This window comes from Mesorhizobium monacense (assembly GCF_056781675.1).
The window spans coordinates 5,410,428-5,434,383 of record NZ_CM165567.1; the positions used below are offsets into that span (position 1 = coordinate 5,410,428).

The 23,956-nt window shown below is 64.2% G+C and carries 24 protein-coding genes and 1 riboswitch; of the genes, 11 read left to right on the plus strand and 13 right to left on the minus strand.

Translation table 11 applies throughout. From position 1 onward, the window contains the following. Position 1: 1 nt before the first annotated feature. From AC1RUK_RS25840 to bcoG, 6 genes are read right to left on the minus strand one after another with little or no spacing between them, the layout of a single operon-like run. Positions 2–784, minus strand: a complete 783-nt coding sequence (locus AC1RUK_RS25840; RefSeq protein WP_120011890.1) for a carnitinyl-CoA dehydratase — start codon at positions 782–784, stop codon at positions 2–4. Next, positions 777–2,855: an acetate--CoA ligase family protein gene (locus AC1RUK_RS25845; RefSeq protein ID WP_481839389.1), complete on the minus strand. Its 2,079-nt coding sequence runs from the start codon at positions 2,853–2,855 to the stop codon at positions 777–779. Before AC1RUK_RS25845 ends, AC1RUK_RS25840 begins: the two co-directional genes overlap by 8 nt. A gap of 43 nt (positions 2,856–2,898) precedes the next feature. Then, positions 2,899–4,062, minus strand: a complete 1,164-nt coding sequence (locus AC1RUK_RS25850; RefSeq protein ID WP_481838387.1) for an acyl-CoA dehydrogenase family protein — start codon at positions 4,060–4,062, stop codon at positions 2,899–2,901. Between the two features lie 4 nt (positions 4,063–4,066). Then, positions 4,067–5,161, minus strand: coding sequence for a carnitine 3-dehydrogenase (locus AC1RUK_RS25855; protein WP_481838386.1), 1,095 nt, complete (start codon positions 5,159–5,161; stop codon positions 4,067–4,069). Continuing rightward, on the minus strand, positions 5,158–5,787 hold the full coding sequence (locus AC1RUK_RS25860) for an HD domain-containing protein (RefSeq protein ID WP_481838385.1): 630 nt from the start codon (positions 5,785–5,787) through the stop codon (positions 5,158–5,160). The genes AC1RUK_RS25855 and AC1RUK_RS25860 overlap by 4 nt, the downstream gene beginning before the upstream one ends. A gap of 21 nt (positions 5,788–5,808) precedes the next feature. Next, on the minus strand, positions 5,809–6,726 hold the full coding sequence (gene bcoG / locus AC1RUK_RS25865; RefSeq protein ID WP_481838384.1) for a 3-dehydrocarnitine:acetyl-CoA trimethylamine transferase BcoG: 918 nt from the start codon (positions 6,724–6,726) through the stop codon (positions 5,809–5,811). A gap of 135 nt (positions 6,727–6,861) precedes the next feature. Here bcoG and AC1RUK_RS25870 point away from each other — a divergent pair, with 135 nt between their 5' ends. Then, the gene (locus tag AC1RUK_RS25870; RefSeq protein WP_481838383.1) at positions 6,862–7,842 is read left to right on the plus strand and encodes a GlxA family transcriptional regulator; all 981 of its coding nucleotides are present in this window, start codon (positions 6,862–6,864) and stop codon (positions 7,840–7,842) included. A gap of 9 nt (positions 7,843–7,851) precedes the next feature. On the opposite strand, the gene AC1RUK_RS25875 is transcribed toward AC1RUK_RS25870, so the two are convergent. After that, a complete protein-coding gene (locus tag AC1RUK_RS25875) occupies positions 7,852–8,061 on the minus strand; it encodes a hypothetical protein (protein ID WP_436170404.1) in 210 nt (69 codons plus the stop codon). A 189-nt stretch (positions 8,062–8,250) separates the two neighbouring features. After that, positions 8,251–9,576 carry a xylose isomerase gene (gene xylA, locus AC1RUK_RS25880; RefSeq protein WP_481838382.1) on the minus strand — a complete coding sequence of 442 codons (1,326 nt, stop codon included), beginning with the start codon at positions 9,574–9,576 and terminating at the stop codon, positions 8,251–8,253. 111 nt (positions 9,577–9,687) lie between these two features. Between xylA and AC1RUK_RS25885 the strand changes: the two genes are divergently transcribed. After that, the gene (locus AC1RUK_RS25885; protein ID WP_481838381.1) at positions 9,688–10,047 is read left to right on the plus strand and encodes a nuclear transport factor 2 family protein; all 360 of its coding nucleotides are present in this window, start codon (positions 9,688–9,690) and stop codon (positions 10,045–10,047) included. Between the two features lie 32 nt (positions 10,048–10,079). On the opposite strand, the gene xylB is transcribed toward AC1RUK_RS25885, so the two are convergent. From xylB to AC1RUK_RS25900, 3 genes are all read right to left on the minus strand, one after another. Beyond that, complete coding sequence (gene xylB, locus AC1RUK_RS25890) at positions 10,080–11,534, minus strand: xylulokinase (protein WP_481838380.1); 1,455 nt, start codon at positions 11,532–11,534, stop codon at positions 10,080–10,082. An 82-nt stretch (positions 11,535–11,616) separates the two neighbouring features. Further along, the gene (locus tag AC1RUK_RS25895; RefSeq protein ID WP_481838379.1) at positions 11,617–12,939 is read right to left on the minus strand and encodes a tetratricopeptide repeat protein; all 1,323 of its coding nucleotides are present in this window, start codon (positions 12,937–12,939) and stop codon (positions 11,617–11,619) included. Between the two features lie 120 nt (positions 12,940–13,059). Continuing rightward, positions 13,060–13,683, minus strand: a complete 624-nt coding sequence (locus AC1RUK_RS25900; protein ID WP_481838378.1) for a LysE family translocator — start codon at positions 13,681–13,683, stop codon at positions 13,060–13,062. Between the two features lie 325 nt (positions 13,684–14,008). Here AC1RUK_RS25900 and AC1RUK_RS25905 point away from each other — a divergent pair, with 325 nt between their 5' ends. The 6 genes from AC1RUK_RS25905 (at position 14,009) to AC1RUK_RS25930 (ending at position 19,912) form a co-directional block, all read left to right on the plus strand. Next, positions 14,009–14,671: a L,D-transpeptidase gene (locus AC1RUK_RS25905; RefSeq protein ID WP_481839388.1), complete on the plus strand. Its 663-nt coding sequence runs from the start codon at positions 14,009–14,011 to the stop codon at positions 14,669–14,671. Between the two features lie 87 nt (positions 14,672–14,758). After that, entirely contained in the window at positions 14,759–15,925 is a 1,167-nt protein-coding gene (locus tag AC1RUK_RS25910; RefSeq protein WP_481838377.1) for a diphosphate--fructose-6-phosphate 1-phosphotransferase, read from the plus strand. Beyond that, positions 15,925–16,659 (plus strand): MBL fold metallo-hydrolase, encoded by a 735-nt coding sequence (locus tag AC1RUK_RS25915; RefSeq protein ID WP_481838376.1) that lies wholly within the window; start codon positions 15,925–15,927, stop codon positions 16,657–16,659. Before AC1RUK_RS25910 ends, AC1RUK_RS25915 begins: the two co-directional genes overlap by 1 nt. Positions 16,660–16,902: 243 nt before the next feature. Then, a complete protein-coding gene (locus AC1RUK_RS25920; RefSeq protein WP_481838375.1) occupies positions 16,903–18,426 on the plus strand; it encodes a DegQ family serine endoprotease in 1,524 nt (507 codons plus the stop codon). A gap of 131 nt (positions 18,427–18,557) precedes the next feature. Continuing rightward, positions 18,558–19,169 (plus strand): molybdopterin-dependent oxidoreductase, encoded by a 612-nt coding sequence (locus AC1RUK_RS25925; RefSeq protein WP_481838374.1) that lies wholly within the window; start codon positions 18,558–18,560, stop codon positions 19,167–19,169. Continuing rightward, positions 19,166–19,912 (plus strand): ferredoxin reductase, encoded by a 747-nt coding sequence (locus AC1RUK_RS25930; RefSeq protein WP_481838373.1) that lies wholly within the window; start codon positions 19,166–19,168, stop codon positions 19,910–19,912. The genes AC1RUK_RS25925 and AC1RUK_RS25930 overlap by 4 nt, the downstream gene beginning before the upstream one ends. Positions 19,913–19,924: 12 nt before the next feature. On the opposite strand, the gene AC1RUK_RS25935 is transcribed toward AC1RUK_RS25930, so the two are convergent. Both AC1RUK_RS25935 and AC1RUK_RS25940 read right to left on the minus strand, forming a co-directional pair. Continuing rightward, positions 19,925–21,025, minus strand: coding sequence for an FAD-binding oxidoreductase (locus AC1RUK_RS25935; RefSeq protein ID WP_481838372.1), 1,101 nt, complete (start codon positions 21,023–21,025; stop codon positions 19,925–19,927). A gap of 20 nt (positions 21,026–21,045) precedes the next feature. Continuing rightward, a complete protein-coding gene (locus AC1RUK_RS25940) occupies positions 21,046–22,293 on the minus strand; it encodes an aromatic ring-hydroxylating oxygenase subunit alpha (RefSeq protein WP_481838371.1) in 1,248 nt (415 codons plus the stop codon). Positions 22,294–22,408: 115 nt separating this feature from the next. Beyond that, positions 22,409–22,611: riboswitch (cobalamin riboswitch) on the minus strand. 517 nt (positions 22,612–23,128) lie between these two features. Between AC1RUK_RS25940 and AC1RUK_RS25945 the strand changes: the two genes are divergently transcribed. From AC1RUK_RS25945 to AC1RUK_RS25955, 3 genes are all read left to right on the plus strand, one after another. Then, positions 23,129–23,335: a DUF680 domain-containing protein gene (locus AC1RUK_RS25945; RefSeq protein ID WP_481838370.1), complete on the plus strand. Its 207-nt coding sequence runs from the start codon at positions 23,129–23,131 to the stop codon at positions 23,333–23,335. A gap of 71 nt (positions 23,336–23,406) precedes the next feature. After that, on the plus strand, positions 23,407–23,613 hold the full coding sequence (locus tag AC1RUK_RS25950; protein WP_481838369.1) for a DUF680 domain-containing protein: 207 nt from the start codon (positions 23,407–23,409) through the stop codon (positions 23,611–23,613). A gap of 72 nt (positions 23,614–23,685) precedes the next feature. Further along, on the plus strand, positions 23,686–23,925 hold the full coding sequence (locus AC1RUK_RS25955; protein WP_481838368.1) for a DUF680 domain-containing protein: 240 nt from the start codon (positions 23,686–23,688) through the stop codon (positions 23,923–23,925). Positions 23,926–23,956: the final 31 nt, after the last annotated feature.

Below are 23,956 nucleotides of genomic sequence, written 5' to 3' on the forward strand. Positions count from 1 at the left end.
CCTACCTGCCCTTCCACACCGGGTCGCGCTTTTCGGCAAAAGCACGAAAACCTTCCATGCCGTCCTCGGAACCGTAGAGGGCATCGACGGTCGGCAGCTGGCGGCGCGTCACCTTATTCATTGCCTCCTGGAAGGTCAGCGCCTCGGCGACGCGCGCCGTCTCCTTGATCGCCGCAAACACCAGCGGCGGGCCGCTGGCGAGCAGGCGAGCAATCTCCCAGACGCGGTCCTCGAGCTTTTCCTTCGGCAGGACTTCGTTGACCAGGCCCCAGCGATGCGCCTCGGCGACATCCATCCAGCGACCGGTGAGCAGCAAATCCATGGCGACATGGTAGGGAATACGCTTCGGCAGCTTGATTGTCGCCGCGTCGGCAAGCGTGCCGGCGCGGATTTCGGGAAGCGCGAAGGAGGAATGGTCGGAGGCGTAGATGAGGTCGCAGGACAGCGCCAGTTCGAAGCCGCCGCCGACCGCCATGCCGTTGACGCAGGCGATGACCGGCTTGTTGAGGTCGCGCAATTCCTGCAGCCCGGCAAAACCGCCGACGCCATAGTCACCGTCGACCGCGTCGCCACCGGCAGCCGCCTTGAGATCCCAGCCGGCGCAGAAGAACTTGTCGCCGGCGGTCTTGACGATGGCGACGCGCAACTCGGGATCGTCGCGGAATGCCTTGAACGTCTCGCCCATCAGCCGCGAGGTCTTGAGGTCGATGGCGTTGGCCTTCGGCCGATCAAGCGTAACTTCGAGGATCGTGCCCTCGCGCCGGGTCGAAATGACGTCAGCCATTCTTCTTTTCTCCAAGCACCAGCAGCGCGTCGGCGATCCAGGCGCCCTTGCCTTCGGCGCAGACGATCAGCGGGTTGATGTCGAGTTCCTCGATCTCGCCGGCATTCTGTTGCACGAAGGCGGCGATGCCCGATATCGCCTCGATGGCCGCCGCGACATCGGCCTTCGGCCGGCCGCGATAGCCTTCGAGCAGCGGATAGAGTTTCAGGCCGCGCAGCGCCGCCTCGATGTCGTCGCGCGTCGCTGGCAGCATCAGGGTGACGCTGTCGCGCAGCAGCTCGACCAGAACGCCGCCGGTGCCCAGCGTCATCACCGCGCCGAACATCGGGTCGCGGGTGAAGCCGACGATCAGTTCGGCGACGCCGTCACGCACCATGCGCTCGACATACAGGCCGGTGCCGAGCGGGCCGAGGTCATGGGCGGCGGTGCTGACGGATTCGGCATCCTTGAGGTTGAGCAGCACCGCGCCCATCTCGGATTTGTGGGTGACGCCCAAAGCCTTCAGTGCCACCGGGAAGCCCAACGCCATCGACGAGATCACCGCCTCGACGGCATTGCCGGCGCGTTCGCCCTTGGGCACGGGCAGACCGGCCTGGATCAGCCGCGCCTTCGCCTCGGCCTCGTCGGGCGTGACATGGCCGCCTACCGGCGCGCCGGATGCGGAGGTGTCGATCGGCTGCGCCTGCGGCTCACGCCAGGCCCAGCCGATGAAGGCTGCCGCCTGGGCGGCGTCCATCGCCTCGGAAATGCCGAACAGAGGCACCATTCCGCGCGCCATCAGGCCGGCTGTGTATTCCTCGGGCAGGTTCTCCGGCAGCGACGAGACGATCGCGCCTTGCGCCTTGTTGGTCTTGAGCGCCGATTCGAAGGCACGCAAGGTCGCCCACCAATCGGTATCCGAGCAGCGGTCTGGGCGCGGGAAATCGAGCACCAGCATGTTGAGGTCGAAGCCGCCCGACACCATGGCGGTGAAGGTGGCGGTCATCGCCGGCTCGTTGTTCCAGATGAAGGTGTGATAGTCGAGCGGGTTGGCCACCGCGACCAGCGGCCCGAGCGTCGATTTGACATGGGCGCGGTGCTTGTGGGTGAGCTCCGGGAAATTGACCCAGCGCCCTTCGGCGCTGTCGGCCATCACGGACGCCTCGCCACCCGAACAACTCATCGACGACAGCCGGTAACCGGGCAACGGGCCGGTGACATGCAGCAGCTTCAGCGCCTCGATGAAGGCGGGGATGGAATCGACGCGGGCGATGCCGAGCCGCTTCAGGAAAGCACCTGATGCAGCATCGGAGCCGGCCAGCGAGGCGGTGTGCGACACCGTCGCCTGCCGCGCCTGCTCGGAACGGCCGACCTTCATGGCGATGATCGGCTTTTTCAACTCGCGCGCCCTGGCCGCCAACCGCTCGAAGCCGGCTACCGAATCGAAGGCCTCGATGTGGAGCCCAAGCGAGGTGACGCGCTCGTCCTCGATCAGGCCGAGCGCCATCTCGGACAGGCCGGTCTGTGCCTGGTTGCCGGCCGTCATCAGGAAGGCGATCGGCAGGCCGCGCTTCTGCATCGTCATGTTGATGGCAATGTTGGACGACTGGGTGATGATGGCCACACCCCTGCCGCCCTCGGGCAGCCTGATGCCGCCATGCTGATCGGGCCACAAAAGCGCGCCATCGGCGTAGTTGATCAGGCCGTAGCAGTTCGGGCCGATGATCGGCATCTGGCCGGCGGCCGTGACCAGTTCGGCCTGCAGCCGTTCGCCGTCCTCATCATAGGCTTCGGTTTCGAGAAAGCCGGCGGCAAAGCAGACGGCGCCACCGGCGCCACGGTCGGCTAGTGCCTTGACCACCTCGATGGAGAGATGCCGGTTGACGCCGACAAAGGCGGCGTCCGGTGCGCCCGGCAGGTCGGCGACGGATCGATAGGCCTTGCGACCGGCGACCTCATCCTTGGTCGGGTGCACCGGCCAGATTTCGCCGGCAAAGCCCATCTTGATCGACTGGGCGACCACGGCGGCAGCCTGCGCCCCACCGAACACGGCAATCGATTTCGGGCGCAGGAGACGTTCGAGTTTATGCATGGTCATCTTTTCGTTTGAGCACGATCTGGATCCCGATCATGCTCTAAGCCCCGAACGGACGCAGCAGCGCCCGCGAAATAATATGTCGCTGAATCTCCGAAGTGCCTTCCCAGATGCGCTCGACGCGGGCGTCGCGCCAGATGCGCTCGAGAGGCAGATCGTCCATCAAGCCCATGCCGCCATGGATCTGGATCGCCTCATCGGCGACGAAAGCGAGCATCTCGGTGGCCTTCAGCTTGGCCATGGCCATGTCCTGATCGGTGACGCTACCCTGATCGTACTTCCAGCCGGCTTCGAACACCATCAGGTCGGCGGCCTTCAATTCCGTCGCCATGTCGGCGAGCTTGAACGACACGCCCTGGAACTTGCCGATCTGCTGGCCGAATTGCTGGCGCTGGGCGGCATATTCGACGGCATGGCCAAGCGCGCGCTCGGCGCGGCCGAGGCAGGTGGCGCCGACCTGCAGGCGGGTGGCGCCGAGCCAGGAATTGGCGACTTCAAAACCCTTGTGCACCTCGCCCAGAACCTGGCTCGCCGGCAAGCGGCAGTCGTCGAATTCCAGGATGGCGTTGGTGTAGCCGCGATGCGAAACGTTGCGGTAGCCGTCGCGCACGGCAAAGCCCTTGGTGCCCTTGTCGACGAAGAAGGCGGTGATCTTCTTGCGCTTGCCACGTGGCGAATCCTCCTCGCCCGAAGCCATGAAGACGATGGCAAAGTCGGCAAGGTCGGCGTGGGAGATAAAGTGCTTGGTACCGTTGAGCACCCAGTCGTCGCCATCCTGCACCGCGGTCGCCTTCATGCCGCGCAAATCGGAGCCGGCGCCCGGCTCGGTCATCGCCAGGCAATCCCATTTTTCGCCGCGAATGCAGGGGAAGAGATATTTTTCGCGCTGCTCGGGCGTGCCGGCCAAGAGAATGTTTGAGGGACGCGCCACGCAGGTCCAGTGCAGCGCGTAGTTGGCGCGGCCCAGTTCCTTCTCGTAGAGCAGCCAGGTCACCGTATCGAGCCCGGCGCCGCCGACGTCGGCCGGCATGTTGGCGGCATAGAGCCCGGCTTCGATCGCCTTGACCTTGATCTCCTCGATCAACTCGCGGCGTAGCACGCCGGTGCGCTCCACCTCGCGTTCATGCGGATAAAGCTCGTTTTCGACGAACGCGCGCGTCGTCTCGACGATGAGTTTTTGCTCCTCCGACAGACCGAAATCCATGGTCTCAGCCCTTCTTCTTTTTCTTCGGCTTGTCGGCTTTCCTCACCGGCTTGGTCGCCTTGGCCTTTTCGGCCGCCTTGGAGGCGGTCGGCTTCTTCGTCGCCAGCTTGGCGAGCTGCTTGGTGTAGTCCTTGTGCAAGGCGCCGGCGCCCCAGCCCTTGCCCTTGTTCTGCTTCGACAGTGCTTCCATGATGGCGACCAGATTGTCGTCGCGGATCTTTTCCAGCTCGCGGATCGACAGGCCATGCGCCTGCTCGTCCGATTGTGTGGCGATCAGGTCGACCAGCTCGTCATTGAATTCCGGCACATCCATCAGCTTGGTCCACGGCCATTGCAGGCAGGGCCCGAACTGCGCCATGAAGTGGCGCATGCCGGCCTCGCCGCCAGCGACGCGATAGACCTGGAACATGCCCATCTGCGCCCAGCGCAGACCGAAGCCATAGCGCATGATGTCGTCGAGTTCCTCGACCGTGCAGATGCCGTCCTTGATCAGCCACAGCGCCTCGCGCCACGCTGCTTCGAGCAGGCGGTCGCCGACGAAAGCCTCGATCTCCTTGCGGATGACGACAGGCTTCATGCCGATCGACGCATATATCTCCCTGGCGACCTCGATCGCCTCAGGAAAAGTCTGCTCGCCGCCGACGATCTCGACGATCGGCAAGAGGTAGACCGGATTGAACGGATGGCCGACGACCAGCCGCTCCGGATGCTTCTTCATCGCCACCTGCATGTCGGTCGGCTTGATGCCCGAAGTCGACGAGCCGACGATGGTGTTGGCCGGCGCATGGGCGTCGATCTCGGCCAGCACGCGGTGCTTGAGGTCGAGCCTTTCAGGCACGCTTTCCTGGATGAAGTCGGCGTCAGCCACCGCTTCGGCAATGGTCTTGGCGTAGGTGAGCTTGCCTTCCTTCGGCAGACCGCCGGGCAGCATCTGCTTGTAGGCGCGGCGCGCGCCCTTCATCACTTCGCCGACCTTGCGCGAGGCTTCCGGATCGGGATCGAAGATCGACACGTCGATGCCGTTCAAGAGCAGCCGCGCCACCCAGCCCGCGCCGATGACACCGCCGCCGATGGCAGCCGCCTTGTTGATGATGCTCATGCGGAGGCTCCGGTTCTTGTCCTGGCAGTTTCGGGATCGATGAGGGGCACACGTTCGCCGGCGCGGATGACGGCAGCGTCGTAGGCCTTGCGGGCAAAGACATCGAGCACGAAGGGCCGGAAGAACTCGATCGGCAGCGTCTCGTAATCCGGGTCGAAGCTCGACTGATCCCAGCGCTCGCAGAACTGGTCGCAATCGTCGAAATAGGCATGCCCGGCGAAGCGGTCGCGAGCATGGCGGTTGCCGCCGAGATGATGGGCGTAATAGAGGCGCTGAAAGTCACCGTGCTTTTCCACCACCCAGGTGCATTGCTCGCGCACGAAGGGTTTCAGGATCGCAGCCGCATATTCGTCGTGATTGTAGGGCGCGTAGATGTCGCCGATGTCGTGCAGCAGCGCGCAGGCGATCCAGTCGGTGTCGGCGCCGTCGCGCCAGGCCCGCGTCGCCGCCTGCAGCGAGTGGCCGAGCCGGGTGATCTTGTAGCCGGACAGGCCCTCGTCAAGCTGCACGAGCGCGTCGAGCAGCCGCTCGCCGGTCCTGGCGGCGTAGTCGATTTCATGCGCGGTCAGGAACTCATAGTCTTCCCGGTTGCCATCCTTCATCGCGGTGAATTTGACGGTAGCCATGCCGACCTCCCCGGCTTGAGCCTACGCGGCGATCGGTGCGCGCTTGGTCAGATTGAGCTTCTGGCGCACTTCTTCCGGCCCGAGGATCCTGGCGCCGAGATTGGTGACGATGCTGGCCGCCCGCTCGACGAGCTGCGCATTAGTCGCCAGCACACCCTTGTCGAGCCAGAGATTGTCCTCCAGCCCGACGCGGACATTGCCGCCGGCCAGAACCGCCGCTGCCACATAGGCCATCTGGTTGCGGCCGATGGCGAAGGCCGACCAGTTCCAGGTCGACGGCACGTTGTTGACCATGGCCATGAAGGTGTTGAGATCGTCGGGCGCGCCCCACGGCACGCCCATGCAGAGCTGCACCAGGGCATCGGGGTTCAGCACCTTTTCCTCGACCAGCTGCTTGGCGAACCACAGATGGCCGGTGTCAAAGGCCTCGATCTCCGGCTTGACGCCGAGCGCCGTCATCATGCCGCCCATGGCACGCAGCATGCCGGGCGTGTTGGTCATGACATAGTCGGCCTCGGCGAAATTCATCGTGCCGCAATCCAGCGTGCAGATTTCCGGCAGACACTGGCGCACATGTTCCATGCGGTTGGTGGCGCTGCCCATGTCGGTGCCTTTTTCATTCAGCGGCAGCGGTGCTTCCGGCGAGCCGAACACCATGTCGCCGCCCATGCCGGCGGTGAGGTTCAACACCACGTCGACATTGGCGTCGCGGATGCGCTCGGTCACCTCGCGGTAGAGATGGACATCGCGGCGCGGCTTGCCGGTCTCGGGGTCGCGCACATGGCAGTGGACGATCGCGGCACCCGCCTTGGCCGCGTCGATCGCCGAATCGGCGATCTGCTTGGGCGAACGCGGCACATGCGGGCTGCGGTCCTGCGAGCCGCCGGACCCGGTCACGGCACAGGTAATGAAAACCTCACGGTTCATCGCAAGCGGCATCGGTCTCTCTCCCAAATTCGACCATCATGCATGTCGCCCAAAAGTGGGAACCGGTTTTGGGACAACGACATGCACAGAAACTCCCCCAACAATGACTGACTTGCGGGAAACTGTTTTGCGTTTTACGAAGTTGTCATGATTAAAAGCGAAAACCCTGAAATCTTTCGCGCCGAGCGCTCACCACTCAAGGTGACGCTGCTGGTGTTTTCGGGCTCATCGATCATGTGCGTGGCCTCGGCTATCGACCCGCTGCGCGCCGCCAACCGCATTTCCGGCGAAACGCTGTTCGACTTCAAACTGGTTTCGGTGACCGGCGAGGCGCCGATCACCACTTGCGGCCTGCCGGTGGCGGTCAGCGGCCGCTTCGATGCCACCGAAGTCACCGACGTGCTTGTCGTGGTCGCCGGCTTTGGCACGCAGAACTATGCCACGTCGGCGCTGCTTGCCGGCCTGCGGCGCGCGGCGCGTGCCGCGCGGGCCTGCGGTGGCGTCGAGGCCGGCACCTGGCTGGTGGCACGCGCCGGCCTGCTGGAAGGGCGCAGCGCCACCACCCATTGGGAAGACATGGAGGACTTTTCCGCCGCCTTCCCCGGCGTCGATGTCCGTCCCGACCGCTATGTCATCGACGGTCGCGTCTTCACCTCGGGTGGCGCCTCGCCGACCTTCGACCTGATGCTGCACCTGATCCGCACGCGGCTCGGCATGGCGGTGGCACTCGATGTGGCGAGCGTCTTCATCTACGATCAGGCGCGCGCCGCCACCGACGCGCAGCCGCTGGTCTCGCTCGGGCGCCTCGATGGATATGATCCACGGCTGGCGCAAGCCATCCGGCTGATGGAAGCGCATGTCGACCAGCCGCTGACCATCGATGCCGTGGCCAAGCGCGCCGGTGTTACGGCGCGGACGCTGGAAAGCATCTTTCGCAAATCGATCGGCGAAACGCCTGGCGCCTATTACCTCAGGCTCAGGCTGGGTGCCGCGCGCCGGCTGGTGGTCGACACGCGCGTCGCCATGGCAGACATCGCCGGGCGGACGGGATTTTCGTCCGCCGCAGCGTTTTCCAGAGCGTTTTCAAGAGCTTTCGGCGAAGCGCCGGTGAGATTGCGCCGCGGCTGACCGCGACGACTACGCGGCGTCTTGACGAGCGCCGGCGCCGTCGATCTGTGAGCGCATCTGCCGCGCCAGATGGATCTCGAAGCGGCTGGCGACCGCGCGATCCCATTCATTCATGCGGCGCGTGCCATCCTTCGGATGCGGCAGCGCCATCAGCCGGTCGATGATCGAGCCAGCCTCGCCAGATGAGAGCAGGGCGTCGATTTCGCGTTCGTGCTGCATATCGGTTCGCCTCCTTCTTCCTGATTCCCGCCATGAGCCACACTATACGAAGTCCGTGACGGCTGTTTGAAGGCAAGAGCGAGGCGATTGAGGGGCGATGCGGGGCAGAACCGTGTCGTCGGCCCTGCCCGTCGCGCAAAGCCGTTCCGGGCAGCAATGTTTGGAACGGAATGAGACGGTTTTTCGTGCTCAGACGTAGCGGTTGACGATGTTCTCGAGCAGTTCCTGGCGGCCCGAGCGCGGTTGCGGCTCGATCTTTTTCTTCACCACGCGCTCTGCGATTTCCTCGAGCGTGCGTTTGCCCGACAGCATCGCCTTGGCCTCGGCGGAGTTCCAGCCCGCATAGCGTTCGGCCAGCGGCCCCGACAGCGCCTTGTCCTCGACCATGCGGGCAGCGGCCTTCAGCCCACGTGCACAGGAATCCATGCCGCCGATATGGCCGATCAGCAGGTCCTGCGGGTCGAGTGACTGGCGCCGCAGCTTGGCGTCGAAATTGGTGCCGCCGGTCTTGAAGCCGCCCGCCAGCAAGACATGGTAATAGGCCAGCGCCATCTCCGGCACATTGTTGGGGAACTGATCGGTGTCCCAGCCCGACTGGTAGTCGTTGCGGTTCATGTCGATCGAACCGAAGATGCCCAACGCATTGGCCAGCGCCAGCTCGTGCTCGAAGGAGTGGCCGGCCAGGATAGCGTGGCCCTGCTCGACGTTGAGCTTGACCTCCTTCTCCAGCCCGAAGCGCTTGAGGAAGCCGTACACCGTCGCGACATCATAGTCGTACTGGTGCTTTGTCGGTTCCTGCGGCTTCGGCTCGATCAGGATGGTGCCCTTGAAGCCTATTCTGTGCTTGTAGTCGACGACGAGGCTGAGGAAGCGTCCCGCCTGTTCCTGCTCGCGGGCAAGGTCGGTGTTGAGCAGCGTCTCATAGCCCTCACGGCCGCCCCACAGCACGTAGTTCTCGCCCTTCAGCCGCTTGGTGACGTCGATGCAGCTTTTCACCGTTGCCGCCGCATAGGCAAAGACATCGGGATCGGGGTTGGTGGCCGCGCCCGACATGAAGCGGCGGTGCGAGAACAGGTTGGCAGTGCCCCACAGGAGCTTGACGCCGGTCTGTTTCATCTTTCCCGCAAAATAGTCGGCGATTTCGTCGAGGCGGGCGGCGCTTTCCGAAAAATCCTTGCCTTCCGGCCGCACGTCGGCGTCGTGGAAACAGAAATAGGGTGCGCCGAGCAGCGAGAACATCTCGAAGGCGACGTCAGCCTTGAGCTTTGCCAGCTCCATCGTGTCGACACCACCGGCCTTGGCGAACCAGGGACGGTCGAAGGTCTGGCCGCCAAAGGGATCGCCGCCCTGCCAGGCGAAGGAATGCCAGTAGGCGACGGCGAAGCGCAGATGGTCCTCCAGCCGCTTGCCGGCCACCACCTCGTCGGGATTGTAGAACCGGTAGGCCAGCGGATTGGTCGAATCCGGTCCTTCATATTTGATCTTCTGGATGTCGCCGAAAAATCCGCTGCTCATGATTTTTTGTCCTCTCGAAAGTTCGCTCTGATTACCTCAGGCGTAATTGGTTTCATGCCGGCGCTGGTCGAAAAGGGTCATGTCAAAGCCACTCAACGAAGGAGACAGACCATGACCGACCTCAACACGATCGCCAAAAACTACATCACCGCCTGGAACGAGGGTGATGCGGGCCGGGCGGAATTGCTCAGGGCGACCTTCACCGAAGATGTCAGCTATCGTGACCCGATCATGCAGGGCGACGGCCACGAAGGCGTCGCCGCACTCATCGACGGCATTCAGCAACGCTTTGCCGGCTTCCGCTTCTCGCTGAAGGGCAAGCCGGACGGTTTCGCCGACACGATCCGCTTCTCGTGGAACCTCGGCCCGGAAGGCACGGAATCCGTCATCGAAGGCACCGACATCGGCGTCATCGAGAACGGCCGCCTGAAGAGCATCACCGGCTTCCTCGACAAGGTGCCGGCGCAGTGAGCCGCGACGCCGCGGCGTGGGCAAAACCCCGCTCACGCCGTGGCGCCCCTGATCGCCGGGTAAAGCGCCCGGTAGCGATGATAGGCATCGGCATAGGCGTTGATCAGCGCCGTATCCGGCTCGATGGTGGCGTCGGTGGCCGGCGCGGAGCAGACGGCAAGCGGGTCTGCGCCGGTCGCGGCAATCAGACCGAGTCGCGCGGCGCCGAAGGCAGCGCCGAAATCGCCATCGGCAGGAATGTCGACCGGCACCTGCAGCGCGGTGGCGATCGCCTTCAGCCAGTAGCGCGAACGCGAGCCGCCACCGATCGCCGTCACCCGCGTCAATGTCGTACCGGCCTTTTTCAACGCTTCGAGACTGTCGCGGAAGGCGAAAGCGACGCCCTCGAGCACGGCCTGGGTCAGCACGGCGCGGCTGGATTCGTGTGCAAGCCCTGTGAAGGAACCGCGAATGGCGGAATCATTGTGCGGCGTGCGCTCGCCCGAGAGATAGGGCAGGAAGGTAACCCCAGTCGGCGTCTTGAGCTTTTCACCGAGTTCGGCGGTCAGTTCGCCAGCGCCCTTGCCGGTGATCTCGGACAGCCAGTTGAGCGAATCGGTTGCCGACAGGATGACGCCCATCTGGTGCCAGGTGTTGGGCAGCGCATGGCAGAATGTGTGCACCGCGCTTGCCGGATTGGGCAGATAGGACGCGTTGGCGGCAAACAGCACGCCCGACGTGCCGAGCGAGACGAAGGCGTGGCCGGCACCCACCGTGCCCATGCCGCAGGCAGAGGCCGCATTGTCGCCGGCGCCGCCGGCAATCGGGATGCCGGCTGTGATGCCCCATTTTGAGGCCAGTTCGGCGCGCAGACCGCCGGCTTTCGCCGTGCCTTCGACCAGCGACGGCATCTGCTTCTCGTCGAGCGAGGTGGCGGCGAGCAGCTCCGGGGACCAGCGCCGCTTGCCGACATCGAGCCAGGAGGTGCCGGCCGAATCCGACATTTCCGACATATGCTCGCCGGTCAGCCAGAGCCGCAGGAAATCCTTCGGCAAGAGCACCTTCGCCACCTTGGCGAACACGGCAGGCTCATTGTTCTTCACCCAGGCGAGTTTTGGCGCGGTGAAGCCGGGGAAAACGATGTTGCCGGTTAGTTGGCGAAAGCGCGGGTCGGCGTCGAGCACCGCCGCTTCGGCGTGGCTGCGCGTATCGTTCCACAATATGCAGGGGCGCAGCACCTTGTCTGCAGCGTCGAGCAAGGTGGCGCCATGCATTTGGCCGGAGAGGCCGATGCCTTTCACCGCCGCGAGCTGTTTTGGATGCGATGTCTTCAGCTCGGCGATTGCCGTCTCGCAGGCTTGGATCCAATGGGTAGGATCCTGCTCGGACCAGCCGGGATGCGGCCGCGATACGTCGAGCGAACCATGGCCGGAGCCAACGACGTTCTGACCGGCGTCGATCAACAGCGCCTTGACGCCCGACGTGCCCAGATCGAGGCCGAGATACATGCATTCCTCCCACTGCCCTTAATTTTTTCGGATCTCGAAAAAATCTGGCTTGGCCAGTTTTTAAGGCAAGATTCGCCGCCGGTCAATTCTCGGACAATTCGACGGCGCGTTGCGAAAACAATGCCGAGAGCGGGCTGTCCGGTCGCGCCAGTGTGCGTTCCGCCGTTAGCGCCCGCGACAGTGCATGGTCGCCGGAACGCAGCGCCGCCTCGATCAGCGTGAGATCGATGACGTCGCGCTGCGCGTGGCTGCCGCCGAAGCGCTGGGCGATGGCGCGAATCGGCCGGATCAGGCGTACCGTCTCGGCATAATTGCCGTCGCCGAAGGCCTTGATGGCGAGTGTCAGGGGATGACCGACATCCCGGGTGAAGGCGGCATTGTCGTCGTTGCCGCGCATCGCCTCGCGCTGCGCTTCGAGCAGGGTTCGGGCCGGCGCTTCGAGGCCGGCACCGACGAAGGCCATCATCGCGTGGGCATCGTTGAAGGCGTAATTGCCGGCGCCGGCCTTGGGCCAGTTGTCGGCAAGTGCGCTCCAGCGGTCGCCGACATCGGCCCCGCCGAGATGAAGCCGCCACAAGATCGCCGAGGCATCGACCATATTGAGCGCCAGCATCGACGGCGTGCCGTAGATCGGCCCGTCATAGAGAGCCAGCACCTCGTCGGTCTCGCCGAGATCGTAGTGGAACAGCGACAGATGCCACCAATTGTGCACCTGCAGGAAGCTGTCCTTCGTCCACGCCTCCGGATTGGCGCGCATCCAGGCGATGCCGTCCTTTTGCCGGCTCTGCATTTCCATGACATGGGCAACGGCGTGCTGCGCCCAGCCGTCGCGCGGCTCGATGTCGACCGCCGTGCGGCCCAACCGCTCGGCGCGCGCGTAGTCGCCCATCTCCTCCAGCCCGAAGGCCTGCATGCCGAGCACGGCGTGGTAGCCGGGCATGTCCTTCTGCCAGGCGGGCAGAGCGCGGCCGATGCGGTCGCGCAGCATGCGGGCATTGCCGGTGAAGAAGTCGATCTGGTGCCCTGTCTGCAGCGCCACCATGTCGAGCGGGAAGTCGATGGCGACGTCCTCTAGCATTCGCGAGGCCTCATGCCAGCGACCGGCGGCGAGATGGCCAAGGGCCGCAACATGCGCCTGCTCGCGCGGCGTGGCAGCAAGCGGCAGCGCCGCCTCGTGACATTTCCTGGCCACCAAACTTGCCTCGCGCTCGGTGGCGAGACCGAAGAGATAGCCCTTGAACACATGCGCCATGACGAAATCGGGGTTTTCGGTGATGGCGCGGTCGGCTGAGGCGACCGGATCGCCGATGAAGCACTGCAGTTCGCGCGCGGCCTGGGCGTAGGGCGCGAAACCGGCCTCCGTCGCACCCGATAAAGTCAGGCCGAATGCGTCCTTGACCGCCATGCCTAGCCCTCCATCAGATGCCGGATCTGACCTATCTTAGGCCAACAAGAGCTGGCACGCCAACCTGAGGTCCAGGCACTTCGAGGGGCACGTGAGGCAGGGCAGGCTAGTTCTCCTGCGTCAATTACCCGGGCGCATCGCCATGGTTCCGATGCCGGCGCCGACCAGCAGCGTGCCGCCGGTGCGGTTGAAGATGCGGATCGCCCGGGGATTGCGCACGACGTTGCGCGCCCTTGCCGCGATCAGCGCGTAGCCGAAGGCATTGGCGAAGGCGAGCGCCAGGAAGGTCGTTTCGAAGACCAGCATCTGCGTCCAGAAATCCGCGTGGCGGTCGAGGAACTGCGGCAGGAAGGCGACGAAGAAGGTGATGCTTTTCGGGTTGAGAGCGGTGACCAGCCAGGCATGCGCCATCATCTTGGCCGCCGACACCGCGTCGGTGCGCGGCTCGGCCCTGAGCGCGCCGCCGGCGCGGAACAGTTTCACGCCGAGATAGATCAGGTAGCAGGCGCCGATCACCTTCAGCACCGTGAACACGGTGGCCGATGCCGCGAGCAGTGCGCCGATGCCCAGCATCGACAGCGTCATGGCGGTGAAGTCGCCCAGCGCCACGCCGACCGCCATCGGCAGCGCCGTGCGCCAGCCCTGGCCCAGCGCATAGGACACGACCAGCAGGATGGTTGGGCCCGGAATGACAAGAAGGATGGTGGAGGAGGCGGCGAAGGCGGCCCAGTTTTCGAAGGACATCGATGTCTCCTTGAGCGCAAAGAAAAGGATAAATCCTTGGGTGCGCGGGAATGTAAAGGGGCTTCTTCGAAATGTCCGGCGGGCCGTTTCGCCCTGCTGCCGCGGGCAACTGCCGAACAGGGTTAAGACCAAAGTCCGGCCCTTCACGCTTTTTCAACCATGATTGGCGAAACTGCCCCTATCCGGCCGGACCGTGTTTCCCGCCGACAGCGTAGGGTTTGGGTGCATGCGTAAGCCGCAAAATCTGACGCCGCCAGCAAATGGCGACGCGATCGAAACCGAAAATCTGCTTTCCCGCCGCGCGGTGCTGTCCGGCGCCGGCGCCATGACGCTGCTCGGCATGGCCGGCTGCAGCCAGACGCTCGACCTGCCGCAGTTGCAGCTCGATGACGTCACCACCGGCTCGGTGCAGCCAATCCGTCCCGCGATCAGCGTCGACAAGAACATCACCGGCCCGGACGTGATGTATGCCTCGCTCACCGATGGCGGCTTCGAGGTGCCTGAGGTGCCCTACAAGAAGGTCAAGCCGGAATTCCGCCGCCAGATCGTCGTCGACCAGACCGGCGAGGCGCCCGGTACCATCGTCGTGCATCTGCAGGAGCGCATGCTCTATCTGGTGCAGCCGGGCGGCGAGGCGATCCGCTACGGCGTCGGCATCGGCAAGGACGGCTTCCGCTGGTCCGGCCGCGCCAACATCCAGTACGGCAAGGAATGGCCGGTCTGGACCCCTCCGCCCGAAATGATCGCGCGCAAGCCGGAGCTGGTGAAATGGCAGGCCGGCCAGCCCGGCGGCCTCACCAACCCGCTCGGTGCAAGAGCGCTCTACATCTACCAGGACGGCAAGGACACCGGCTACCGCATCCATGGCTCGCCCGAATGGTGGAGCATCGGCCAGGCGATGTCGTCGGGCTGCGTGCGCCTGATCAACCAGGACATCATCGACCTGTACAGCCGCGTTTCCAAGAAGAACCCGGTCGTCGTCGTCTGACGCTTCCGCCAGTCGACTCTCCCGTTGCGTGATCCGGCAAGACAGGCGAATGTGCTTGCGAAGCCCATTGCTCAGGAGAGATGAAGCATGTCAGGAACGTTTGTGATCGCGCAGGGCGGCGGACCGACCGCCGTCATCAACCAGACCATGGTTGGTGCAGCACTGGAGATCCGCAAGCGGCATCCCGGCGCCAAGGTCCTGGGCTCGATCCACGGCGTGCGCGGCATTCGTGACGGCAACTATGCCGACCTTTCGGCCATTCCCGAGGAACAGCTCAGGCTGATCGCGGCGACGCCAAGTGCGGCGCTGGGCTCGACGCGCGACAAGCCCGACGCCGCCTATTGCGAGGTCATCCTCAACGGCCTGAAGAAGGCCGGCGCCGACGCCTTCATCTATATTGGCGGCAACGATACGTCCGGCACGCAGCAGATCCTGACCGATGCCGCCGGCGGCACGATGGCTTTCGTGCATGCGCCGAAAACCATCGACAACGACCTCGAGGAGAACGACCACACGCCGGGCTTCATCTCGGCGGCCGAGTTCGTCGCCGGCGCCTTCCTCTCCGTCGATCTCGATTTCCGCGCCTTGCCCGGCATCTATGTCGGCATCGTCATGGGCCGGCACGCCGGCTTCCTCACCGCCGCCGCCGCCGCATGGCAGCTCGATCCGGACAGCGGCCCGCATCTCGTCTACGTGCCGGAGCGGCCGTTCTCGGCAGCCGGTTTCATCGACGACGTGCGCGCCACGCTCGACCGCCACAAGCGCTGCATCGTGGCCGTGTCCGAAGGTGTCAGCACCGCCGACGGCAAGGCGCTGGTCGAAAGCCTGGTGCCGCCGGAGAAACTCGAGCGCGACGCGCACGGCAACGTCAAGCTGTCGGGCAGCGACCTGCCGGCAGCGCTCGAGCGGGCGCTCGCCGAAGGGCTGCCGGGCAAGCGGGCGCGCGTCGATGCGCTGGGCTACATGCCGCGCGGCTATGTCGGCGCCATCAGCGCCGTCGACGCACAGGAAGCCTTCGATGCCGGCGCCTTTGCGGTGGCGGTCGCCGAGGCAGGTGGCGGCTCGGTGGCGCTGCAGTATGACGGCACGAAGACCGTGCTGAAGAAGGTGCCGCTGAAGAATGTCGCCGGCAAGACGCGCCACATGCCCGATGATTTCATGAAGGCTGACGTCAACCAGCTGTCCGAGACCGGCATGGCCTATCTGAAGCGGCTGGTGCCGGAAAAATACAAGGTCGGAAAGCCCTTCGTTTGATGAACGACCGCTTGGTGGGCGACTGGTTCAGCAAGACCGGTATCGACGCCAGGACGACGATGCTGACCGAGCCGTTCGTGCATGATTTCGTGCGCGCCAACATCTGGCATCTCAAAGGCCGTGACGTCGACCTGCTCGTCGACACCGGCATGGGCATCTGCCCGCTGGCGCCTCAGATCGACACGCCCGCCGGCAAGCCGCTGCTGGTCGTCGCCACTCATGTCCATCTCGACCATGTCGGCTCGCTGCACGAATTTCCGCTGCGAGCAGGACCGGCAATGAGCGCCGGAAAATTCGACAGCATGGATGAGGCGGTGACCTACGCCTACATGTTCCACAATCTCGACGGCGCCGTCTCGAAATTGCCGGCGCCCGGCTGGAAAGCGGCCGACTACAGGATCCCGCCGGCACCGCTGACGAGGATGCTTGCCGAGGGCGATGTCATCGATCTCGGCGACCGGCAGTTCAAGGTGCTGCACCTGCCGGGACATTCGCCCGATTCGATCGCGCTGTTCGACGAGGCCGACGGCCTGTTCTTCGCCGGCGACGCCATCTATGACGGCATGCTGATCGACGACCTGCCGGATTCGGACCGCACCGCCTATCGCCACACCATGCAGCGGCTGCTCGACCTGCCGATCCGCATCGGCCATGGCGGCCACGGGCCGAGCTTCGACGGCAAGCGGATGCGAGAGATCGCCTCGGCCTATCTCAGGCGCACCAACGGGCGTTGATGCCCTGCCACCTGTCGTCTGACGACATTGTGATCGGTCAGTGTGCGGACATTAAATCTTCGTAAGATGGCACAAAAACCCTAATTCGGACCCATCCAGACCCTAGATGCAGGGCTGTCGATCCGGTCGGCTGCCATGCCAGGCGAGACGGGCAATCGCGACCATCGACACGCCGGATGGCCGGTTTCCCACACAGGAAAGGCGGCCGCGGCGCTGGATCAACTCTCGCCCGGACAAACGACCATGTCAGATATCCTTCGCAGACATCGCGTCGCGGCCTTGCTGGGCGCTGCGCTGATCCTATCCCCCTTCGTGGTGTCTTTCGCTGACAGTGCGAACAACATGGGCGCAAGCAGCACCGTTCCGACAACCCAGACCCCCGTCGCCGGCATAAAGGCGCCGAACGGGTCGTTCGCCCCGATCGTGGCCGCCGACAAGCCGGCGGTGGTGACCGTCACCACCGTCATGAAAGCGCAGCCGGAAACGATGAGCGAAGACTCACCCTTCGACGACTATTTCCGCCAGTTCTTCGGCGACCAGGGAACTCCCATGCCCAAGACCCCGCCGCAGCAACAGTCGCAGCGTGCAGAGGCGCTAGGGTCCGGCTTCATCGTCGGCGCCGACGGCACCATCGTCACCAACAACCACGTCATCGATGGCGCCACTTCGATCAAGGTGACGCTCGACGACGGTACCGAGCTTCCCGCCAAGCTGGTCGGCCGCGACGCCAAGAACGATCTCGCCGTGCTCAAGGTCAAGGCCGACAAGTCCCTGCCGACCGTCAAATGGGGCGATTCCGACAAGCTCATGCCGGGCGACCAGGTGCTGGCTTTCGGCAACCCGTTCGGCATCGGCACCACGGTCACCGCAGGCATCGTTTCGGCGCGCGGCCGCGACCTGCACAGCGGCCCGTTCGACGACTTCATCCAGATCGACGCGCCGATCAACCACGGCAATTCCGGCGGCCCGCTGGTGGATGTCACGGGCAATGTCGTCGGCATCAACGCGGCGATCTATTCGCCCAATGGCGGCAGCGTCGGCGTCGGTTTCGCCATCCCGTCGGACCAGGCCGAAAAGGTGGTCGCCAAGCTGATGAAGGGCGGCGACATCCAGTACGGCTATCTCGGCGTCCAGATCCAGGAGGTGACGCCGGACGTCGCCAGCGCCATGGGCCTTGACCATCCCGGCGGCGCGCTGGTTTCCGAGGTCACCGACGGATCGCCGGCCGCCAAAGCGGGGATCAAGACTGGCGACGTCATCACCAGCTTCGCCGGCCAGGAGATAAAGGATCCGAAAGACCTGTCGCGTGCCGTCGCCGATGTAGCGCCGGGCGCCAGGGAAACGCTCAATGTCTGGCGCGACGGCAAGGCCATGCGGATTTCCGCCGATGTCGGACGCAACAGCGATGATGCGAAGACCGCCTCGGCCGAAGGCGATGACGGCAAGTCCCAGGAACAGGCCTTGCGCGTGCCCTCGCTCGGCCTCGGCCTCACCGACCTCACGCCTGATGTTCGCGAGCAACTGAACCTGACCGACAACCAGCGCGGCGCGCTGGTCGAGCGCGTCAATCCGGACAAGGCGGCCTCGGCGGCCGGCATCCAGCCGGGCGACGTCATCGTCGGCGTCGACCAGACACCGGTGAAGAACGCCAGGCAGGCAAACCAGGCGATCGCGCAAGCCGGCAGGTCCGGCAGGAAATCCGTGCTGCTGCTCGTCGATCGCGGCGACGCTCAGATCTTCGTCGCAGTGCCCTTCGCCGCCGGCTGAGGACGAGCAACACAGGCTTGCCGCGTCTGCGGCGAGCCGGTTGGGCCGGTAAGATTCCTGTTGCCCCCCGGGATATCTTCTTGAACACTGGCTGAGGTCGATTTCGGCCGCAGCGCAAACGGATTGTCCCGATGGTTACCCGCGGCTTCTTTTCCGGACGAAAGCCCCCGACGGTCACGGACGCGCGCATCCCGCCCGGGCAATATCTCGAGCAGGGCTTTCCCGTGCTGTCGGCCGGACCGACACCGCGCGTGCGCACCGAGGATTGGTCGTTCACGCTCAAGCACGGGCCGCGGCCGATCAAGAAATGGAACTGGGCCGAGTTCAATGCGCTGCCGCTGAGCAGGATGACGCGCGACATACATTGCGTGACCGCCTGGACCAAGTTCGACACGGCATGGCAGGGCGTGCTGGTCGACGACATCCTCGCCGATGCCGGCATCGAGCCGCCGACCGCCTTCACGTTGGCGCACTCGTTCGACGGCTACGCCACCAATGTGCCGGCAAAGGACCTTGTCGCCGGCAAGGCCATGGTGGCGCTGCTCTATGAAGGCAAGCCGATCACGCCAGACCATGGCGGGCCGGCGCGGCTTCTGGTGCCGCATCTCTATTTCTGGAAATCGGCCAAATGGCTGAACGGGCTGCAGTTCACCGAACGCGACGAGCCGGGCTTCTGGGAATTGCGCGGCTATCATATCTATGGCGACCCGTGGCGCGAGCAGCGCTATACGGACGACCTATGAGCGAGGCTTCGGCGGCGCAATCGCCCTGGCAGACGGCGAAGATCACTCGCATCGAAAAGCGCACGCCGCGCGTCACCAGTTTTTTCTTCCGGCTGTCGCGGCCCTTCGTCCACCAGGCCGGGCAGCATGTCGATGTCCGGCTGACGGCGCCGGACGGCTACCAGGCGCGGCGCTCCTATTCCATTGCTTCTGCGCCGGAGAGCGGCGGGACGATCGAGCTGGCGATCGAAAGGCTTGAGGAGGGCGAGGTCTCGCCCTTCTTCCACGAGGTCGCGGCTGTCGGTGACGAGATCGAATTGCGCGGTCCGCTCGGCGGCCATTTCATCTGGTCCGACAGCGACGGCGGGCCGATCATCCTGGTCGGAGGTGGCTCCGGCGTGGTGCCGCTGATGGCGATGGTGCGCCACCGGACGGCGCGGAAATCCTCCGTGCCGGGCGCGCTGGTGTTTTCGGCGCGGATCTGGGACGAGGTGATTTTTCGCGATGAGCTGATCGGCCTCGACGACCGCCGCGACGGCTTCGAGCTGGTGCTGGCACTGACGCGCGAGGCCGCACGGCGGCCCGAGGACTATTCGCGGCGGATCGACGCCCAGATGATGATGCAATCCCTGACGCGACTGCCCGAGCCGCCGAGGCTTGCCTTCGTCTGCGGCTCGAACGCCTTCGTGTCGGCCGCCGCCCAGGCTTTGATCGATGCCGATGTCCCGGCCGGCCTTATCCGCACCGAGCGCTACGGGGTGTGAGCCGCCTGCCTTTCAGGCTTCGATTTCGAGCGCCGACAGCGGCTTAGAGCAGCAGGCAAGGATAAAGCCGTCGTCGATCTCGTGGTCGAGGATGCCGCCATTGTGGCTCATCTCGACGTCGCCCGAGACCTTCTTCACCTTGCAGGTTCCGCACAGGCCGAATTCGCAGGCCGCGGGGATCCTGAGCCCGGAAGCACGCGCCGTCTGCAGCACGGTCTGCCCGGCGACGCATTCGGCGTCGACATCCGAAAGCGCGAAGCGGATCGGGGTCGCGGCCTCGGCAGGCTCTCCCGTGCTGCCGTCCACTGGTACGGCAAACGGCGCGGGTATTTCCTCGATCGCGGGAGCGGCAAAGCTTTCCTGGTGGTATCTGGCCATGTCGAAGCCCGAGGCTTCAAGCATGCCGCGCACCGCGCGCATGAACGGATCCGGGCCGCAGCAGAAGATTTCGCGCTCGCGGAAATCGGGCGCCAAGAGCGGCAGCCGGATGGCGTCGATGCGGCCCATATGGCCGAACCAACCTTCACGACTCGACCGTTCCTCGATCATGAAGCCGAGCGACAGGCCGGGCATTCGGCTGCCCAGCAATTCCAGCTCCTTGCGGAAGATGATCTCTTCCGGCCGGCGCGCGCAGTTGACGAAGCCGACATCGGTCCATGGCGCGCAGTCGTTCAGCCAGCGCAGCATCGACATCATCGGCGTGACGCCGGAGCCGGCCGAGATAAGCAGATACTTCGCCGCAGGATGGCTGTGCAGCGAGAAGTCGCCCACCGGCCCGTAGGCCTTTACGTGGGTGCCGGGCTTCAGATGATCGAACATCCAGCGCGTGCCGATGCTGCCGGCCTGTGCCTTGACCGTCACCGCGATCGAGAAGGGCCGCGACGGCGACGACGACAGCGTGTAGGTGCGCATCAGCGGACCGTCGGCGGTCGGCAGCTCCAGCGTCACGAACTGGCCCGGCTTGTAGCGGAACCAGGTCTGGTTGTCGGAGCGGAAGGTGAAGGTCTTGACGTCGGGCGCCTCGTCGGCGACGCCGATCACCTCCAGCACCTGCAGCCTGTCGTTCCAGGGCGCCATCTCGTCGAGGTGGCGGTAGAGGCCGAGATCGGTCATCGCATTCATCCCCTCACCCCTCAGGCGACACTGCGCAACGCCGGCCGGCCGCCTTCGGCAAGGCGCGGGCCGATGAAGGACGCGTACCATTCGACGAACTGGATGACGCCGCCTTCATGCAGTTCCGAATAGGGGCCGGGTTCGTAGGCCGGCGACAGGATGCCGAAGGCGTTTTCCTCGACGATGCGGCGGTCCTGGTCGTTGGTCTCGGTCCAGACATGGGTGAGGTCTTCGAGGTTGTAATCGACGCCCTCGACCGCATCCTTGTGCACCAGCCACTTCGTCGTCACCGCGGTTTCCGTGGCGCTGATCGGCAGCACGCGGAAGGTCACCGCGTGGTCGATGAGAATGTGGTTCCATGTCGTTGGGTAGTGATAGTGCATCAGGGTGCCGATCCGATCGGCCGAGACCGTATCGGACAGGTTCTTTGTCACCGCGCGCTTGCCGTTCATCGTGTAGCTGACGGCATCGCGCAGCAGCGGCGCGCGGGTGGCGCGATATTGTCCGGCCGGGTCGATGCGGAACTTGCTCGGCAGGCCCGCCGCCTCGCATTTCGCCCAGTGCGCCAGCATTTCCGGGTCACTGTCGGCACCTTGCATGCCGGTCACCGTCGGTGCTTCCGGAAAAGTCTTGCACAGTTCGGGATGATTGCCGGCGCAGTGGTAGCACTCACGGTTGTTCTCCCAGACGAGCTTCCAGTTGCCCTTCTCGACGATAGTCGATTCGAAGGCGACCTTTGCCTCGCGCAACCGGTGCGGCAGGAGGTAAGGCTCGATCATCGCCCGCATCGGCGCGAAGTCGGCCGCCTCTTTTGCCAGGCAGATGAAGATGTAGCCGCCGACGCTTTCGCAAGCGACCGGCTTCAGGCTGAACTGGCTCTTGTCGAAACCATCGGCCATCTGCCGGGCGAACAACAGCCGGCCGTCGAGTTCGTAGGTCCACTGGTGATAGGGGCAGACCAGCTTTGCCGCAGTGCCCTTCTCGAAGTTGCAGACGCGGCTTCCGCGATGGCGGCAGGAATTGTGGAAGGCGTTGATCTTGCCTTGCTGGTCGCGCACCAGCACGACCGGATAGTCGCCGATCTGGGCGGTGATGAAGCTGCCGGGCTTCGGCAGTTCGCAATCATGGCCGATGAACAGCCAGTCGCGATACCAGATCAGCTCCATGTCGAGCTTGAAGAAATCGGCGTCGGTATAAAAGGGCTGTTCCAACGAGTAGCCCTGCTTGCGGCTGTGCAGCAGCCTCAGCATGTCGTTGCGCGCATCCATGTCCTGTCCTTATCTTTTAAGGACTGAACTGGTGGTGATGGAGGAAAGATCGGCGGCAATCCGGCGGCAGACCGGACATGCACCATCCACCTCTTGACCGCCCACCGCGATCAGTCGAGTCTAGAAATCTCCGGCTGGTTTCCGGGCTCTGGAGTGTCCTTGCGGACGGTCGCGACACCTTCCCAGGCGGATTGCCCAGTGGTCTCCCGTTGCGACTTGAACTCCACCACCGTTGCGGGGGCAGCGCCGGGTTTTGACCGGCTTCCCAATTCTCCGCTTCGTCGGCGACGAGGCGGCACCTGAGATGAATTGATCTAACCATGACGGCCGGATTGCCGGCGGTATGAAAACGACATCGCATCCATGTGTCGCGACACGGATGGTGATTACCGCAGCCAAACTCCAGGGACGCCGATTTTCGCTTCTGCCGCACTTGGTGCCCGTCACGAATCGCTCGCCGATCAGCCTTTTGCCGACGTCTAAATGGTTAACAGTATCGAAAAGTGACTATTAGCGGATTCTAAAATCGAACCGAACGGTTCGTTTCTGTTGACGGTGCGTGCAGGACGGTGTGAACGCTGGCACTCCGACACAGTTGGTGATGCATAGGCGGCTTTTTGATAACCAATTGATAAAGTTGATAAAAGGTTCGGTGGTAGTAGGCTCTGGTACAATTTCAAGATGCAGAGTCATGGTCCACGCGGAACAACTTCGTGATTGGAAACCGCCACTTGGCTTTCCCACATCGGGGCTGTCCGAACGACGCGAATTCCTTCCCAAGACACGCCGCTAGACGGACGGAAAAACTGAAATAGAAATACTGGAGTATTTAAAAATGAAAAAGATTGTTCTCACTGCCGCCGCCCTTCTGGCCATTTCCGGCAGCGCCTTCGCTGGTAGCGACAACTATGGTTCCAACGGTGCGAACCAGCCTGCCGCCGCGGTCGACAGTTCGCACACCGCTTCGATCCAGAAGCCGGCTCATGCCGACAACCAGCCCGTCGTTCAGGGCAGCGACCGCAACCTCTTTGGCAAAAACTAAGCCTGTGCCCGGCTAAGAAGGCGGCAGGCAGGGCCTGCCGCCCGGGACACCAAAATTCAGGAGTATTTGACATGAAAAAGTTCATCCTTGCCACCGCCGCCGTTCTGGCCATCTCCGGCAGCGCTTTCGCAGGCAGCGACAACTATGGCTCCAATGGCGCCGACCAGCCGGTTGCTGCAGTGGACAGCTCGTACACCGCTTCGATCAAGAAGTCGGAACCGGCCACCGAGAAGCCTGTCGACCAGGGCAGCGACCGCAACCTGTTCGGCAACAACTAACAGCCGATCCCAAGACGCAGAGCGGCGGTCAAGCCCGCCGCTCCGGGAACTGAAAATCCAGGAGCACCCAAAATGAACAAGATTGTCCTTACTGCCGCCGCGCTTCTGATCGCCGGCGGCAGCGCCTATGCCCGCAACGACAGCGTTGGTGCGAGTGCCGTCAACAAGCAGACGACCGCCAACATCGACACTACGCAGACCTCGTCTGTGCGTAATACCGGCTCGCCGGTCTACAAGCTGCTGAACTCGTCGGGCGACGTGCAGAAGTCCGCCCCTCAGGGCAGCGACCGCAACCTCTTCGGCAACAACTAACCGCCGAGGTCGTTAGCAAAACAAGAGCGGC

Bases quoted from the DNA above. Each gene is read 5' to 3' on its own strand.
- AC1RUK_RS25840 (WP_120011890.1), bottom strand. From the start codon at position 784: ATGGCTGACGTCATTTCGACCCGGCGCGAGGGCACGATCCTCGAAGTT.
- AC1RUK_RS25845 (WP_481839389.1), bottom strand. From the start codon at position 2,855: ATGCATAAACTCGAACGTCTCCTGCGCCCGAAATCGATTGCCGTGTTC.
- AC1RUK_RS25850 (WP_481838387.1), bottom strand. From the start codon at position 4,062: ATGGATTTCGGTCTGTCGGAGGAGCAAAAACTCATCGTCGAGACGACG.
- AC1RUK_RS25855 (WP_481838386.1), bottom strand. From the start codon at position 5,161: ATGAGCATCATCAACAAGGCGGCTGCCATCGGCGGCGGTGTCATCGGC.
- AC1RUK_RS25860 (WP_481838385.1), bottom strand. From the start codon at position 5,787: ATGGCTACCGTCAAATTCACCGCGATGAAGGATGGCAACCGGGAAGAC.
- bcoG (WP_481838384.1), bottom strand. From the start codon at position 6,726: ATGCCGCTTGCGATGAACCGTGAGGTTTTCATTACCTGTGCCGTGACC.
- AC1RUK_RS25870 (WP_481838383.1), top strand. From the start codon at position 6,862: ATGATTAAAAGCGAAAACCCTGAAATCTTTCGCGCCGAGCGCTCACCA.
- AC1RUK_RS25875 (WP_436170404.1), bottom strand. From the start codon at position 8,061: ATGCAGCACGAACGCGAAATCGACGCCCTGCTCTCATCTGGCGAGGCT.
- xylA (WP_481838382.1), bottom strand. From the start codon at position 9,576: ATGAGCAGCGGATTTTTCGGCGACATCCAGAAGATCAAATATGAAGGA.
- AC1RUK_RS25885 (WP_481838381.1), top strand. From the start codon at position 9,688: ATGACCGACCTCAACACGATCGCCAAAAACTACATCACCGCCTGGAAC.
- xylB (WP_481838380.1), bottom strand. From the start codon at position 11,534: ATGTATCTCGGCCTCGATCTGGGCACGTCGGGCGTCAAGGCGCTGTTG.
- AC1RUK_RS25895 (WP_481838379.1), bottom strand. From the start codon at position 12,939: ATGGCGGTCAAGGACGCATTCGGCCTGACTTTATCGGGTGCGACGGAG.
- AC1RUK_RS25900 (WP_481838378.1), bottom strand. From the start codon at position 13,683: ATGTCCTTCGAAAACTGGGCCGCCTTCGCCGCCTCCTCCACCATCCTT.
- AC1RUK_RS25905 (WP_481839388.1), top strand. From the start codon at position 14,009: ATGACGCTGCTCGGCATGGCCGGCTGCAGCCAGACGCTCGACCTGCCG.
- AC1RUK_RS25910 (WP_481838377.1), top strand. From the start codon at position 14,759: ATGTCAGGAACGTTTGTGATCGCGCAGGGCGGCGGACCGACCGCCGTC.
- AC1RUK_RS25915 (WP_481838376.1), top strand. From the start codon at position 15,925: ATGAACGACCGCTTGGTGGGCGACTGGTTCAGCAAGACCGGTATCGAC.
- AC1RUK_RS25920 (WP_481838375.1), top strand. From the start codon at position 16,903: ATGTCAGATATCCTTCGCAGACATCGCGTCGCGGCCTTGCTGGGCGCT.
- AC1RUK_RS25925 (WP_481838374.1), top strand. From the start codon at position 18,558: ATGGTTACCCGCGGCTTCTTTTCCGGACGAAAGCCCCCGACGGTCACG.
- AC1RUK_RS25930 (WP_481838373.1), top strand. From the start codon at position 19,166: ATGAGCGAGGCTTCGGCGGCGCAATCGCCCTGGCAGACGGCGAAGATC.
- AC1RUK_RS25935 (WP_481838372.1), bottom strand. From the start codon at position 21,025: ATGACCGATCTCGGCCTCTACCGCCACCTCGACGAGATGGCGCCCTGG.
- AC1RUK_RS25940 (WP_481838371.1), bottom strand. From the start codon at position 22,293: ATGGATGCGCGCAACGACATGCTGAGGCTGCTGCACAGCCGCAAGCAG.
- AC1RUK_RS25945 (WP_481838370.1), top strand. From the start codon at position 23,129: ATGAAAAAGATTGTTCTCACTGCCGCCGCCCTTCTGGCCATTTCCGGC.
- AC1RUK_RS25950 (WP_481838369.1), top strand. From the start codon at position 23,407: ATGAAAAAGTTCATCCTTGCCACCGCCGCCGTTCTGGCCATCTCCGGC.
- AC1RUK_RS25955 (WP_481838368.1), top strand. From the start codon at position 23,686: ATGAACAAGATTGTCCTTACTGCCGCCGCGCTTCTGATCGCCGGCGGC.